The organism is Kitasatospora sp. NPDC090091 (assembly GCF_044747365.1).
Lineage (GTDB): Bacteria > Actinomycetota > Actinomycetes > Streptomycetales > Streptomycetaceae > Kitasatospora.
Genome location: NZ_JBIVDY010000010.1, coordinates 237,000 through 251,496 on the forward strand (window position 1 = coordinate 237,000; position 14,497 = coordinate 251,496).

Sequence of the window (14,497 nt, forward strand, 5' to 3'; positions counted from 1 at the left end):
CGGGGCTACCACTCGATGCCGCGCTGGCCCTTGCGGCCGGCGTCCATCGGGTGCTTGACCTTGGTCATCTCGGTGACGAGGTCGGCGAAGGCGGTCAGCGGCTCGGGCGCGTACCGGCCGGTGATGACGACGTGCTGGCTGCCGGGGCGGTCCCGCAGCACGGCGACCACCTCCTCCGGGTCGACCCAGCCCCAGTGCATCGGGTAGGTGAACTCGTCCAGCACGTAGAAGCGGTAGGTCTCGGCCGCGAGGTCGCGCTTGACCTGCTCCCAGCCCTCCTTGGCCGCCGCCTCGCTGTCCATCTCCATCTCGGAGGAGCGCTGGATCCAGGACCAGCCGGAGCCCATCTTGTGCCAGTCGACGGTGCCGCCCTCGCCGGAGGCGCCGAGCACGCGCAGCGCGTTCTCCTCGCCGACCTTCCACTTGGCGGACTTCACGAACTGGAACACCCCGACCGGCCAGCCCTGGTTCCAGGCCCGCAGCGCCATGCCGAACGCGGCCGTGGACTTGCCCTTGCCGGGGCCGGTGTGCACGGCGGTGATCGGCTGGGTGCGGCGCTGGCGGGTGGTCAGGCCGTCGTCGGGAACGCTCTCGGGAACGCCCTTGGGCATGGGGATCAGGCCGCCTTTCGCAGGGGAGTGGCACGGTTCTCGCGGACGAGCGAGGCGACGCCCTCGGCGCGCAGTTCGTCCAGGGTCACGGCGGAGGCGCCGAGCCGCGCCGCCAGGGTTCGGGCCAGGCCGAGCCGGACCGGGCCGGCCTCGCAGTCCAGCACCACGCCGGTCACGCCCTGGGCGGCCAGCAGCCCGGCCGCCCGGTGCGACCGGGCCACCGCGTCCCGGTCGCCGGTGGCCCGGCCGTCGGTCACCACGACCAGCAGCGGCCGCCGGTGCGGGTCGCGCATCCGCTCGACCCGCAGCACCTCGTGCGCCCGCAGCAGCCCGGCCGCCAGCGGGGTCCGGCCGCCGGTGGGCAGCGACTCCAGGCGGGCCGCGCCGACCTCGACGGAGGAGGTGGGGGGCAGGGCCAGCTCGGCGCCCGCCCCGCGGAAGGTGATCATGCCGATCTTGTCGCGGCGCTGGTAGGCGTCCATCAGCAGCGACAGCACCGCGCCCTTGACGGCGGTCATCCGCTGCCGGGCCGCCATCGAGCCCGAAGCGTCCACCACGAACAGCACCAGGTTGGACTCCCGGCCCTGGCGGACCTGCTCGCGGAAGTCGTCCTTGGCCAGCACCAGCGCGCGCGAGGTCCGCCCGCGCGCCACCTGGTGCGGCGCGGCGGCCTGCAGGGTGGCGCTCAGGTGCAGCCGGGCCAGCCGGCCCTGCGGGCGCCGGGCCCGGATGGTGTGGCCGCCGTCGGTCTCGGCAGGGGAGCGGCGGCCCTGGGCGCCCCGCCCGGTGCCGTCCACCTTGAACAGCCTGGTCCGGTACGGCTCGCCGGCCGCCACCGGGGCGGCCTCCCGTCCGGGCGCGGGCGGCTGGACGGGCACCGGCTGCTGCGGGGCCTCCTCGGGCCCCGGCGCAGGTGCGTCGGTGCCGGTCGGGGCGGGCGGGCCGGCCGGTTCGGGGGCGCCGCCCCCGCCGCCGTCCGGACCGCCGTCCGGGCCGTCGCCGTCCGGCTCGGGGCCGTCGTCCCCGGGCCCGCCGTCGGCGGGGCCCTCCGGCCGAGGGTCCTCCGCCGCCGGCTCCTCGGGCTCCTCCGGTCCGGCGTGCTCCGCCAGTGTCCGGTCCAGCTGCTCCTCGTCCAGGCCGGGCGCGTCGAAGGGGTTGCGCCGGCGCCGGTGCGGCAGCGCCAGCTGTGCGGCCTTGCGGACGTCCTCCTCCAGCACCTCGGTGCGCCCCGCCCAGGCGGCCAGCGCGACGGCGGTGCGAGCCATGACGATGTCCGCGCGCAGCCCGTCCACCTCGAACGCGGCGCAGACCGCGGTGATCTGACGCAGCGCCCGGTCGGTCAGCTCGACCTCGGGCAGCAGCTTCCGGGCCGCGGTGATCCGTTCGGCGAGCTCCCGCTCGTCCGGCGCGAACCGCGCGGCGAAGCCCGCCGGGTCGGCGTCGTAGCCGAGCCGGCGGCGGACCACCTCGGCCCGCTCGGCCGGCTCCCGGGTGGCCGCGATCTCCACGGTCAGGCCGAACCGGTCGAGCAGCTGCGGCCGCAGCTCGCCCTCCTCCGGGTTCATCGTGCCGACCAGCAGGAACCGCGCGGCGTGCCGCACCGAGACGCCCTCGCGCTCGACGTAGGAGCGGCCCATCGCGGCGGCGTCCAGCAGCAGGTCCACCACGTGGTCCTGGAGCAGGTTGACCTCGTCGATGTAGAGCACGCCGCGGTGGGCCTGGGCGAGCAGCCCCGGCTCGTACGCCTTGACGCCCTCGGCGAGCGCCCGCTCCAGGTCCAGCGAGCCGACGATCCGGTCCTCGGAGACGCCGACCGGCAGTTCGACCAGCCGGGCCGCGCGCGCCGACGCGGGTGCGCCGTCGTGCGCGCCGTCCGGGCACTGCGGGTCCGGCGCGGCCGGGTCGCAGGCGAAGCGGCAGCCGTCGACGGTGGCGATGGACGGCAGCAGGCCGGCCAGCGCGCGCACCATGGTCGACTTGGCGGTGCCCTTCTCGCCGCGCACCAGCACCCCGCCGACGGCCGGGGAGACGGCGTTGAGCAGCAGCCCGAGCCGCAGGTCGGCCATGCCGACGATCGCGGTGAACGGGTAGCGGACGTCACTCATGATTCTCCAAGGGGGCCCCGGGCGGCAGGAACGGCAGCGCGCCCGCGGCCGGCACCCCGCCCTCGATCAGCTTCCACAGTGCGTCGGTGTCCGCGTGTTCCTCGATCAGGTCGCCCAGCCGGTCGAGCCGGGCCTCGCGGGCGGCGGCGAAGGAGGTGTCCGGGGCTGCGACGAAGTCCCGGCCGGCGGCGGCGGCCACCTCGCCCAGCAGGGCGCGCCGGAAGCCGTCGTTCTCCAGCGCGCCGTGCCAGGTGGTGCCCCAGACCGCGTCCACCCGGCAGCCGTCCAGGAAGGGCGTGCCGCCTTCGACGGTCACCACGCCGTGGTGGATCTCGTACCCCTCGACCCGCTGCCCGTAGGCCTCGCCGACCGGCCGGCCGAGCACCTTCTCGGCGCCGAACCGGACGTGCGTCGGCAGCAGGCCGAGCCCGTCCACCGCGCCGGCCCGGGACTCGACGCCGTCCACGATCTCGCGCGCGAGCATCTGGTAGCCGCCGCAGACGCCGAGCACCGGCTGTCCGGCCGCGGCCCGCGCCCGGAGGGCCGATTCCAGCCCGCGCTCGCGCAGCCAGGCCAGGTCGGCGACGGTGGCCCGGGTGCCGGGCAGCACCACCAGGTCGGCGTCGGCCAGCTCCTCCGGGCGGGTGGCCCAGCGGACCAGCACGCCCGGCTCCTGGGCCAGCGCGTCCACGTCGGTGAAGTTGGAGAGCCGGGGGAAGCGCACCACGGCCACCCGGAGCACGTCCCGGCCCACCGGCCCGCGGCCCTCGGTGCGGTCCACCACGGTGGTGAGGTCGAGCGAGTCCTCGGCGTCCAGCCAGAGCCCGGACAGCATCGGCAGGGTGCCCAGCACCGGACGGCCGGTCAGCTCGCGCAGCATCTCCAGCCCGGGGGCGAGCAGCCGTGCGTCGCCGCGGAACTTGTTGACGAACCAGCCGGCCACGTGGCGCTGGTCCTCCGCGGAGAGCAGCGCCAGCGTCCCGTACATCGCCGCGAACACGCCGCCGCGGTCGATGTCCCCGACCACGACGACCGGCAGCCCGGCGGCGGTGGCCAGGCCCATGTTGGCGATGTCCCGGTCCCGCAGGTTGATCTCGGCCGGCGAGCCGGCGCCCTCGCAGACCACCACGTCGTAGCGGCGGCGCAGGTCGGCCAGGCACTCCAGGGCCCGCTCCAGCAGGACGGGCTTGCGCTCGCGGTAGTCCAGCGCGCCGACCTCGGCGACCGGCCGGCCCAGCAGCACCACCTGGCTGCGGCCGTCCGCGCCGGGCTTGAGCAGCACCGGGTTCATCGCCGCCTCGGGCTCGACCCGGGCCGCCTGCGCCTGCATCGCCTGGGCCCGGCCGATCTCGGCGCCGTCGGCGGTGACGAACGAGTTCAGCGACATGTTCTGCGCCTTGAACGGCGCGACACTGACGCCCTGCCGGGCCAGCCAGCGGCAGATGCCCGCGGTGACCACGCTCTTGCCCGCGTCCGAGGTCGTCCCGGCGACCAGCAGCGCGTTGCTCATGCCCTTCCCCTCCTGCCCAGGACCGCCCGGAGCAGCAGGTGCCCCGCGACCGTCGTACCCAGGGCCAGCGCGCCCACCCGCCGGGAGAGCTGACAGGCCCGTTCGATGTCGTCCACCCCGACCGGCCGCAGCTCCGCACCGAGGACCGGCCGGTGCTCGACCCGGTCGCCGTAATGGAGCGTGCCTCCCAGGCGGACGCCGATGGCGCCGGCGAAGGCCGCCTCGGCCTGGCCCGCGTTGGGGCTGGGGTGCGCGGAGCCGTCCCGGCGCCAGACCCGCCAGGCGGTCCGGGGTTCGGGCGCGGCGGCCACCGTGAGCAGCGCGGTCAGCCGGGCGCCCGGCCAGCCCGCCACGTCGTCCAGCCGGGCCGAGGCCCAGCCGAAGCGGGTGTGCCGCGGCGAGCGGTGGCCGACCATCGCGTCCAGGGTGTTGACGGCGCGGAAGGCGAGCAGCCCGGGCGTGCCCGCGACGGCGCCCCAGACCAGCGCGTTCACCACGGCGTCGGCGGTGTTCTCGGCGACCGACTCGACCACGGCGCGGGCCACCTGCTGCTCGTCCAGCGCGCTCGGGTCGCGCCCGCACAGGTGCGGCAGCCGGGCCCGGGCCGCCGTCAGGTCGCCCGCGGCGAGCGAGCGGCCGATGGTCCGGGCCTCCCGGGTGAGCGAGGTGCCGCCGAGCACCGTCCAGGTGGCGGCGGCGGCCAGCGCGGCCCGCCCGGGCAGGCGCCGGCCCAGCAGGCGCTCGGCGGCCAGCGCGCCGGCCGTGACGGTGCCCACGCAGAGTGCGGTGTAGGCGGCGCCGACGGCGCGGTCGTCGCGCCAGATCCGGCGTTCCAGGCGGCCGGCCGCGCTGCCGAAGAGCGCCACCGGGTGGCCGCGGCGCGGGTCGGCGAACCGGGCGTCGGCGAGGCTGCCGGCGACGGCGCCCAGGGCGAAGGCGGCGGCGCGGGTCAGCGGGCGCACGGCAGGCAGCGGAGGTCTCGGTGGGGCTGGGCAGCCTGCATCGCGTGCGTGTCCTCACTCAGGGTCCGCGCCCTGGATCGACGTACCGGGGGCGAGAGTCTCCTGGCTTCCGGGTCGAACGCACGGCCGCGCCTTCCAGCGGCTTCTGACGGCCTGCCGGTGGGCCGCTCCTGCCCGTCGGCGGGCAAGGAGGGCTTTGTCGGACGTGCTCCCCGGTGACAGTGGCGGGACCGCGCCGGACTCGCACCGGCTTCCTCTGCATGCCTCCGTATTGGCTGAAGGATCCCATCACGCGGCCGAACCGCGAGTCAACCAAGGTCGCGGAGGGGTTGGTCACACGGCCTCACGCCGCCGCACCCCCGTTTTCACCGTTCCCGACCACGTCGCTATCTCCGATCATGACTGCCGCAGGGGCATGACAGGCTGTGGGATCGTCCATCCGCCTGGAGGTACCTCCAGGCCCGCTTCGTGCGTTCGGCGGCTGGGGCGCCGATGGACCAAACCCCTACGGTCGGCGCATGCGACGCAGACAGCCACCCGCCCTGCCGCCGGTGCCCTTCTCCCCGGCGGCCGCCCGTGCGCACCGCGCCGGCCTCGGCCTGACCCCCGAGCAGGTCGCCGAGGGAATGGCCGCGCACGGGATCCGGCTGCTGCCCGCCCATGTGCTCGGCTGGGAGAGCGGCGGGCTGCGCCCGACCGAGGAGGAGTTCATCGCCCTCGCCCGGGCGCTCTGGTGCCCGCCCGCCCAGCTGATGGGCGCCCACCCGGCCCGGCTGCGGGACTTCCGGGTGGCCCGGGAGCTCAACCAGGAGGCCGCGGCCCGCCGGATCGGCGTCCCGCTGCGGCACTACCAGCAGGCCGAGGCGGCCGACCGCTGGGACGGCGACGAGGCGCAGACCCACGCGCTCGCCCAGGTGCTCGGGCTGCGGCTGCGCGAGCTGGTCGCGGTGACGGGCCGTCGGGAGGAGCTGGACCAGCGGCTGAAGCAGTGCGTGGACGGGCGCTGGCAGGCGCACGTCCGTGCGATCGGCCGGATCGTGCCGGTGCACGAGGAGGACCTCGCCGCCGTGCTGACGGCGCTGCAGAGCGAGTACCAGGTCTCCTCGCACTGGGGCGCCGGCAGCTGGGGCTCGCCGGCCCCGGCGGCCGGGCCCGCCGTCACCCGGGACCGGCCGGCCGGCGAGCGGTTCTGGGAGCTGCTCGCGCGGCGGCAGCCCGACATCCCGGTGTGACGGCCGGGCCCTGCCCCCCGGCGCCCGGCCGCCCGCCCGGGGGCCCGGCCGCCCGCCCCGGGCCCGCCGGCCGCCCCGGCGTGACCCGGACGGCCGCGTCCGGTGGCCGGCCGCCTCCCCCGCGAGTGGACTGGTGCGCACAGAGTGCCCAGTCCGCGACCGACAGAGCGGGGAGCGATATGCGTTGGGGAACCGCGGCCGTCGTGGCGGCCGCCGCCGTCGGAACCGGGGTCGCCGTGCTGGTGATCGGCCGCCGGGCGTCGGAGCGGATGGTCCGTCCGACGGCCGCCCGCGAGGCGCCCACCGGCCCCGTCCTGGTGCAGGCCCTCGGCGCCGGCCGGGTCACCTTCACCCCGGGCCCCGACAGCGCCCGGCCCGGCCGCTGGGGCGTCGAGTGGGCCGGCGGCGGGCACGCGGTCGTCGACGAGATCCTGCACCGGGACGACCGGGGCGTCACCCGCCGCCTGGTCCGCGCCGACCGGGGCACGCTGACCGCCGGCACCGAGGTCCGCTTCACCCCCCGGGTGCACCTGGGCGACCCGATCGGGGCGCTCGGCCTGGCGTACGGCGAGACCGCCGCCGAGGGCGAGCTGGGCGCCCTCCCGGCCTGGTACCTGGACGGCAAGCGCGGCACCTGGGTCGTCCTGGTGCACAGCCCGGAGGCGGACCGGCAGCAGGTCCTCCCGGTGCTGCCGGTCCTGGACCGGCTCGCCCTGCCGGCCCTCGTCGTCACCTACCGCGGCGACGCCGGTGCGCCCGCCTCCCCGGACGGCCTCGGCCACTTCGGCGAGACGGAGTGGCGGGACGTCGAGGCGGCCGTCCGGCTCGCGCTGGACAACGGCGCCGCCCGGATCGTCCTCTACGGCTGGTCGGTCGGGGCCACCATCGCCCTGCAGATGGCCGCCCGGTCCGCCTGGGCCTCCTCGGTCGCCGGCCTGGTGCTGGACTCGCCGGTGCTCGACCTGCCCGCCTCCGCCCGCCGGGGCGCCGCCCGGGCCGGCTTCCGCGGCGCCGCCGCCGACCTCGGCGCGCTGGCCGCCGAGGGCCGCACCGGCGTGGACCTGGCGGGCTTCGCCCGGATCGCGGACGGCACCGACCTGCGGGCGCCGACCCTCGTCCTGCAGAGCCCGGACGACCGGATCGCCCCCTGGAAGGCCGCCGCCCGCCTGGCGGCCCTGCGCCCGGACGTGGTCAGCCTCCAGGCGGTCCCGGGCGGTGAGCACGCGGCGCTCTGGAACGCCGACCCGGACGCCTACGAGGAGCTGCTGCGCCGCTGGCTGACCCCGCTGCTCTGACGCCGCGGGAGGGCTGTCCGCCCCCTCCCACCTCCCCGGTCGCACCCGGGAGGTCAGGATGGCGTGGCCACGTCACACAGTTTCGGCCAGGCGGTTTGGGGCCTGTTGCCCGATCTTGTGGACCCCTTGCCGCCGTGCGCCGGCACCGGAGGGGAACCGGATGTGACAGATGGCCGGTACAAGGGGAAGACTGCTCGACGTGACGTCTCGGAACCCGCGCGACCGTGATGCCCCGCTCCCGCCGACGATCGGTTCCGGTGCGACGGTGACCCGTCTGCCCGGCACGGCCCACCGCCCCGCCGGCGCCAGGCCGGGCGGTCCCGGCGTACCCCGCAGGCGAGGGCCCGCACCCGCACCGGGCCGAGGCCGGGTCCCGGTGCCGGAAGGCTTCCCCGCCCCCGCCGAGCTCGCCCCGCTGGCCCGCCGGATGCTGGTCGACGCCGTCCGCATCGCCCGCTGGGCGGGCGAGCTCTCCGAGGTCGACAAGCGCGGCGAGCTGCTCCCGGACGACGCCCGCGCCGCCGGCCGCGCCCTGGCCATGACGGTCGGCGCCGCCGCCAAGGCCTGGGGCCAGGCGCTCCTGGTCGGCCTGGTGGAGGCCCGGGACGGCGGCGCCGCCCCCGGCTGGCGCCTGCACGCCTGGGAGCACGACGACGAGGCCGTGGTCCGCGGCTGGTCGGCGCTATTCGACGCCTGGACGCTGCTCGCCCCGGTACCGCCGGCCGCCCTGCGCGGCGTCTTCGCGGTGCTGGCCGGGCAGGCCGTCGACCAGGCGCCGCAGCTGCTCTCCTTCCTGCACCTGGTGGCCGGCCCGGTCGCCGACAGCGAGCTGCTGGAGCTGCTGCGCCGCGGCCTGGACGAGCGCCGGGTGGCCGGCGGCACCGCCGCGCTGTCGCTGTCGCCCGTCCCGCACGCCGCCTCCGCGGTCTCGGCGGTCCGCGGCACCTGCCGCGAGCCGCAGATCGACACCCCGGCCGCGCCCGGCGACGTCGCCGCCGTCCTGGACTGGATGCTGGACGGCCTGGCCGCCGTCGGCGCGGTGGTCCGCAAGGACGACGCCGCCGAGCTCTCCCCGCTCGGGCACTGGGCCGTGCGGGCCAAGCTGGAGGAGATCTGCACGGTCGCCCAGACCGCCGCCGGGCACATCGAGCAGAGCGCCCTCGAACTCCTGAACGCCTGTGCCGACTACTCGCCGGGCCCGGCCCGCGCCGAGTTCCGCGCCTGGGTGGCCGCCCGCCCGGCCGACCGGGCGGTGGCCGAGCTGCTGGACGCCGCGCAGGGCGACGACGCGCTGGTCCGCGGCCTCGCCTTCGAGGCGCTGCGGGTGGCCGGCCCGACCGCCGAGCAGGCCGTCCGGGCCGCCGTGGACGCGCCGGCGCTGCGCCCGTACGCGCTGCTCTGGCTGGCCGAGCAGTCGGACGAGGGGGTCTCCCCGGCCGACGTGCTGGGCGCGGAGGACGCCGCCTGGCTCTGGGTGGACACCGCCGCGGCCGTCCTGGACCACGGCGAGACCGAGCTGCTGGTGGGCCACGTCGAGGGCGCCTCGGCCGGCGACCCGGTGCGGCTCTTCGCCCGCGCCCGGCAGTCCGGGCACCCCCGGGCCGCCTCGGTGCTGACCGCCGTCTCCGGTGTCCACCCGGACCCGGGCGTGGCGCGCGCCGCCCGCCGCTCGGCGTTCAGCGTCCACCACGGCGGCGCCTGAGCGGACCTCGGGCCCCGGGCCGCTCCCCGGCGGCACGGCGGGCCCACGAGGGCCGCAGCGGGGCACCGGCGCCCCGGGACATGCGAAAGGGCCCGGATCCGATGGATCCGGGCCCTTCGTCGTACCGTGGCCGGCTCAGCCGATCCGGGACTCCGCGCGGCGCGCCCGCACGTCCCCGACCTTCTGGCCCACCTTGCGCCGGATGACCAGCAGCGGGGCCATCGCGGCCAGCGTGATCTGCGCATAGGCGCCGATGTGCAGCAGGTTGTCGCCGCCGGGGGCGCCGGTGGCCCAGGCCGCCAGGCAGCCGATGGAGAGCACGATCCAGCAGAGCGTCGCGGTGGCCAGCAGCCCCTGCGGCTTCGGGTACTCGATCCGGCTCACCATCAGGTACGCGGCGCCGAAGATGGCGAGCAGACCGGGCAGGAACGGCGGGTCGAGCAGCACGATGGCGATCACCGTCATCGCGCCCATCGGGCAGGGCATGCCCTGGAAGACCCCCGGCCGCATCTTCACGGCGGAGAAGCGGGCGAGCCGCAGGACCACCGCGAGCAGCACCGTCAGCGCGATCAGCGCCGAGAGCCGGCTGTTGGAGCCCGGCGAGACCATGCCCCAGACCGCGACGAAGTAGGCCGGCGCGATGCCGAAGCTGATCAGGTCGGCCAGGTTGTCGAGTTCGGCCCCGAGGGCGGAGGAGCGGAGCTTGCGCGCCACCAGCCCGTCGAAGAGGTCGCACATCGAGCCGATCAGCAGCAGCGTCACCGCGGTGGCGGCGCTGTGCTTGTCCGGAGCGGCGTCCGGGTTGGTGATGTGCGGGACCAGGACCCCGGTGGTGATCGAGTAGATCGCCAGGAAGCCGCAGACGGCGTTCCCCAGGGTCAGGAAGTCGGCGGTGGACAGGTGCTGCGGCGAGCGCGGCGCGCGCAGCTCGCGGTCGCGGGCCCAGCGGCGGCGGCGCAGGGCCGTCTCCTCGTCGTCCAGGCCGACGATCGTCTCAGGATCAGTCACGGTCAAGGCGTGTCACCCCGGCTGTGGTCTTCTGGCCGACCTCGACGCCGACCTCGACGCCGGCCGGCAGGTAGGTGTCGACCCGGGAGCCGAACCGGATCAGGCCGATCCGGTCGCCCTGCTCGACCTTGGTTCCGGCGTCCACGTACGGCACGATCCGGCGGGCCACGGCCCCCGCGATCTGGACCATCTCGATGTCGCCGAGCTCGGTGTCGAAGTGCCAGACGACCCGCTCGTTCTGGTCGCTGTCCTTGTTGAACGCGGGCACGAAGCCGCCCGCGACGTGCTCGACGGACGTCACGGTGCCGGGCAGCGGCGCGCGGTTGACGTGCACGTTGAGCGGGCTCATGAAGATCGCAACCCGGGTGCGGCCGTCCGGCCAGGCGTCGATGCTCTGCACCACGCCGTCGGCGGGGGAGATCACCCGGCCCGTGCCGATCTCACGCTCGGGGTCGCGGAAGAACCACAGCATGCCCGCGCTGAGCGCGCAGGCCGGAACCGCCGCCAGGGCCCACTTGCCGCTGCGCCGGGTGAGGGCGGTGGTCACGGCGGCCGTGGCGAGGGTGGGGACGAACCAGGGGGTGGCTCCGCGCGCGATGGTCACGCGGGGTCGCCGACCGGCCGTCGGGGCGGCGAGGGCATCGCGGTCCGTGACGGAGGTGTGAGGGGACGGGCTGATGGGCATCGAAGACCTTAGTCGCGGGGGATCATGGCCGCTGGACGGGGGCCACCGCGGGGATCGGGTACGAGAGGGACGGCTGCTGTCCCGGTGGATGCTATCGGGAGCACACGGTGGGTGGGCAACCCGCCTGCTCGTTCATGTGTCCTGCGCGAGGCGCCGTTGCGCCTCCTTGGTATACGACCGTAGCTCGCCCCGGTCCGGTTCCCAAGGCTCCCGACACGGCTGGTGACACTTGTCTCAACGGGCGCGCCGACTGAACCCGTCGCGTGCCTTCGGCGTGCCGCCGGCGGGTCGGATCCGGCCCGCGGGTGCGCCGAAGCGGCCGCAAGGGCGTGTGACAGCAGCTGTACGCCCTGCGGCCGCTTCGGGAGCCGTGCCGGACCCCAGGCGGACCAGGCCGGGGCCCAGGTGGCACGGCCGGTGCCGGGACGGGCCCGCACGCCCGTCGACCGGCCGTCACGGGCCGTCGATCGGCCGGCGCCGCGCGTCACCGCGCGGCCCGGCGGATCGCCTGGATCACTCCGCGATGCGGTACTCCTCCAGCAGCCGGCGTCCGACGATCATCTTCTGGATCTCCGCAGTACCTTCACCGATCAGCAGCATCGGGGCCTCGCGGTAGAGGCGCTCGATCTCGTACTCCTTGGAGAAGCCGTAGCCGCCGTGGATGCGGAAGGCGTCCTCGACGACCTCCTTGCAGTACTCGGAGGCGAGGTACTTCGCCATGCCGGCCTCCAGGTCGTTGCGCTCGCCGCTGTCCTTCTTGCGGGCGGCCATCACCATCATCTGGTGGGCGGCCTCGACCTTGGTGGCCATCTCGGCGAGCTTGAACTGGATCGCCTGGTGCTCGGCGATCTTCTTGCCGAAGGTGGAGCGCTGCTGGGCGTAGGAGATGCCCAGCTCGAAGGCGCGGCGGGCGACGCCGCAGCCGCGGGCGGCGACGTTGACGCGGCCGACCTCGACGCCGTCCATCATCTGGTAGAAGCCCTTGCCCGGGACGCCGCCGAGGATGCGGTCGGCCGGGATGCGGACGTCCTGCAGCACCAGCTCGGTGGTGTCGACGCCCTTGTAGCCCATCTTCTCGATCTTGCCGGGGACGGTCAGGCCCGGAACCTTCGGGTTCGGGCCGAAACCGGCCTCCTTCTCGATCAGGAAGGTGGTCATGTTCCGGTACGGGGTGTTGCCGCCCTCGTCGGTCTTGCAGAGCACCGCGACCAGGGTGGAGGTGCCGCCGTTGGTCAGCCACATCTTCTGGCCGTTGAGGACGTAGAAGTCCCCGTCCTTGACGCCCTTGGTGCTGATCGCAGCGACGTCGGAGCCGAGGCCGGGCTCGGACATCGAGAAGGCGCCGCGGATCTCGCCGGCGGCCATCTTCGGCAGGAAGTAGTCCTTCTGCTCCTGGGTGCCGTGGGCGTTGATCATGTGCGCCACGATGAAGTGGGTGTTGACGATGCCGGAGACCGACATCCAGCCGCGGGCAATCTCCTCCACCACCAGGGCGTAGGTGAGCAGCGACTCGCCCAGGCCGCCGTACTCCTCGGGGATGGTCAGGCCGAACAGGCCGAGCTGCTTCATCCCCTCGACGATGGCGGTCGGGTACTCGTCCTTGTGCTCCAGCTCGGTCGCGACCGGGATGATCTCCTTGTCGACGAAATCCCGCACAGTGGCGAGGATGTCCCGCTGGATCTCGGTGAGGCCGTCGGTCTGTGCGAGGCGTCCCATCGTGCGGCTCCTGTGGCGAAGGGGAATGAGGGTGGGGGAGGAGAGAAGAGCGGGGGGGGGAATGCCGGGGGCCCTGCCGGCGTGGCTGCGGCAGCAGGGCCCCCGTACCGGGTGGGGGATCGGCCGATGACGGCGGCCTACCCCTCCGGGGTCGGTGGGGTCAGGCCAGGGGGGTCGGGCGGCCGGGCTGCTCGCCGCCGCGCTCCTTGATGTAGGTCTCGGTCGGCACCATCACCTTGCGGCGGAAGATGCAGACGACCGTGCCGTCCTGCTTGTACCCCTTGGTCTCGACGTAGACGATGCCGCGGTCGTCCTTGGACTTGGACGGCCACTTGTCGAGCACCGTGGTCTCGCCGTAGATGGTGTCGCCGTGGAAGGTCGGCGCGACGTGCCGCAGCGACTCGATCTCCAGGTTGGCGATCGCCTTGCCCGAGACGTCCGGGACGGACATGCCGAGCAGCAGCGAGTAGATGTAGTTGCCGACGACGACGTTCTTGCCGAAGTCCGTCGTCTTCTCCGCATAGTTGGTGTCCATGTGGAGCGGGTGGTGGTTCATGGTGAGCAGGCAGAAGAGGTGGTCGTCGTACTCGGTGACCGTCTTGCCGGGCCAGTGCTTGTAGACCGCGCCGACCTCGAACTCTTCGTAGGTGCGTCCGAACTGCATGATCAAGGCTCCTTGGGGAGGTCAGGCCTGCGGGGGCTCGAACTTGGAGGTGCGCTCCATGCCGGCGGCGCGGCCCTTGCCGGCGATGACCAGGGCCATCTTGCGGCTGGCCTCGTCGATCATCTCGTCGCCGAGCATCGCCGAGCCCTTGAAGCCGCCGGCCTCGGAGGTGCACCAGTCGTAGGCGTCGAGGATCAGCTCGGCGTGGTCGTAGTCCTCCTGCGCAGGCGAGAAGAGCTCGTTCGCGGCGGCGACCTGGTCCGGGTGGAGCACCCACTTGCCGTCGAAGCCGAGGGCGGCGGAGCGGCCGGCCACCTCGCGGTAGCCCTCCTGGTTGCGGATCTGCAGGTAGGGGCCGTCGATCGCCTGGAGGTCGTTGGCGCGGGCGGCCATCAGGATGCGCATCAGGATGTAGTGGTAGGCGTCGGCCGGGTAGCCGGGCGGCTGCTCGCCGACCACCAGGGACTTCATGTTGATCGAGGCCATGAAGTCGGCCGGGCCGAAGATGATGGTCTCCAGCCGGGGCGAGGCCGTCGCGATGGCGTCGACGTTGATCAGGCCCTTGGCGTTCTCGATCTGTGCCTCGATGCCGATCCGGCCGACCTCGAAGCCCATGGTCTTCTCGATCTGGGTGAGCAGCAGGTCCAGCGCCTTCACCTGCTCGGCGTCCTGGACCTTCGGCAGCATGATGCAGTCGAGGTTCGGGCCGGCGCCCTCGACGACCGTGATCACGTCGCGGTAGGTCCAGTGGGTGGTCCAGTCGTTGACCCGGACGACCTTGGTCTTCTTGCCCCAGTCGCCGTTGTTCAGGGCGTCGACGATGTGGTGCCGGGCGCTCTCCTTGACCAGCGGGGCGCAGGCGTCCTCCAGGTCGAGGAAGACCTGGTCGGCCGGGAGGCCCTGGGCCTTCTCCAGGAAGCGCGGGTTGGAGCCCGGTACGGCGAGGCAGGAGCGGCGGGGGCGCAGGCGGTTGACAGCGGTCATGAGGGTGGTTCGGTCCTTCCAGT

12 protein-coding genes and 1 riboswitch are annotated in these 14,497 nt (G+C 74.7%); of the genes, 3 read left to right on the forward strand and 9 right to left on the reverse strand.

Features of this window, described 5'->3' with window-relative positions:
• Positions 1–5: 5 nt before the first annotated feature.
• The 4 genes from cobO to ACIPSC_RS19625 are packed head-to-tail and all read right to left on the reverse strand — an operon-like array spanning position 6 to position 5,188.
• Positions 6–611, reverse strand: a complete 606-nt coding sequence (gene cobO, locus ACIPSC_RS19610; RefSeq protein WP_400827088.1) for a cob(I)yrinic acid a,c-diamide adenosyltransferase — start codon at positions 609–611, stop codon at positions 6–8.
• Between the two features lie 5 nt (positions 612–616).
• A complete protein-coding gene (locus tag ACIPSC_RS19615) occupies positions 617–2,716 on the reverse strand; it encodes a putative cobaltochelatase (RefSeq protein WP_400827089.1) in 2,100 nt (699 codons plus the stop codon).
• Positions 2,709–4,226 carry a cobyric acid synthase gene (locus ACIPSC_RS19620; protein WP_400827090.1) on the reverse strand — a complete coding sequence of 506 codons (1,518 nt, stop codon included), beginning with the start codon at positions 4,224–4,226 and terminating at the stop codon, positions 2,709–2,711. The genes ACIPSC_RS19615 and ACIPSC_RS19620 overlap by 8 nt, the downstream gene beginning before the upstream one ends.
• Positions 4,223–5,188 carry a cobalamin biosynthesis protein gene (locus ACIPSC_RS19625; protein ID WP_400827091.1) on the reverse strand — a complete coding sequence of 322 codons (966 nt, stop codon included), beginning with the start codon at positions 5,186–5,188 and terminating at the stop codon, positions 4,223–4,225. The genes ACIPSC_RS19620 and ACIPSC_RS19625 overlap by 4 nt, the downstream gene beginning before the upstream one ends.
• Before the next feature lie 95 nt (positions 5,189–5,283).
• Positions 5,284–5,446, reverse strand: a riboswitch (cobalamin riboswitch).
• Positions 5,447–5,706: 260 nt separating this feature from the next.
• Here ACIPSC_RS19625 and ACIPSC_RS19630 point away from each other — a divergent pair.
• The 3 genes from ACIPSC_RS19630 (at position 5,707) to ACIPSC_RS19640 (ending at position 9,417) form a co-directional block, all read left to right on the forward strand.
• The gene (locus tag ACIPSC_RS19630; RefSeq protein WP_400827092.1) at positions 5,707–6,420 is read left to right on the forward strand and encodes an XRE family transcriptional regulator; all 714 of its coding nucleotides are present in this window, start codon (positions 5,707–5,709) and stop codon (positions 6,418–6,420) included.
• 179 nt (positions 6,421–6,599) lie between these two features.
• On the forward strand, positions 6,600–7,715 hold the full coding sequence (locus ACIPSC_RS19635) for an alpha/beta hydrolase family protein (protein ID WP_400827093.1): 1,116 nt from the start codon (positions 6,600–6,602) through the stop codon (positions 7,713–7,715).
• A gap of 376 nt (positions 7,716–8,091) precedes the next feature.
• Positions 8,092–9,417 (forward strand): hypothetical protein, encoded by a 1,326-nt coding sequence (locus ACIPSC_RS19640; protein ID WP_400827095.1) that lies wholly within the window; start codon positions 8,092–8,094, stop codon positions 9,415–9,417.
• Positions 9,418–9,552: 135 nt separating this feature from the next.
• On the opposite strand, the gene ACIPSC_RS19645 is transcribed toward ACIPSC_RS19640, so the two are convergent.
• The 5 genes from ACIPSC_RS19645 to ACIPSC_RS19665 form a co-directional block, all read right to left on the reverse strand.
• On the reverse strand, positions 9,553–10,431 hold the full coding sequence (locus ACIPSC_RS19645; RefSeq protein ID WP_374209180.1) for a phosphatidylcholine/phosphatidylserine synthase: 879 nt from the start codon (positions 10,429–10,431) through the stop codon (positions 9,553–9,555).
• A complete protein-coding gene (locus tag ACIPSC_RS19650) occupies positions 10,418–11,110 on the reverse strand; it encodes a phosphatidylserine decarboxylase (protein WP_224280704.1) in 693 nt (230 codons plus the stop codon). Before ACIPSC_RS19650 ends, ACIPSC_RS19645 begins: the two co-directional genes overlap by 14 nt.
• Before the next feature lie 513 nt (positions 11,111–11,623).
• The gene (locus ACIPSC_RS19655; RefSeq protein WP_400827096.1) at positions 11,624–12,826 is read right to left on the reverse strand and encodes an acyl-CoA dehydrogenase family protein; all 1,203 of its coding nucleotides are present in this window, start codon (positions 12,824–12,826) and stop codon (positions 11,624–11,626) included.
• A gap of 160 nt (positions 12,827–12,986) precedes the next feature.
• Positions 12,987–13,490 carry a MaoC family dehydratase gene (locus ACIPSC_RS19660; protein ID WP_400827098.1) on the reverse strand — a complete coding sequence of 168 codons (504 nt, stop codon included), beginning with the start codon at positions 13,488–13,490 and terminating at the stop codon, positions 12,987–12,989.
• Between the two features lie 21 nt (positions 13,491–13,511).
• Positions 13,512–14,474 carry an HpcH/HpaI aldolase/citrate lyase family protein gene (locus tag ACIPSC_RS19665; protein WP_400827100.1) on the reverse strand — a complete coding sequence of 321 codons (963 nt, stop codon included), beginning with the start codon at positions 14,472–14,474 and terminating at the stop codon, positions 13,512–13,514.
• Between the last annotated feature and the right edge of the window lie 23 nt (positions 14,475–14,497).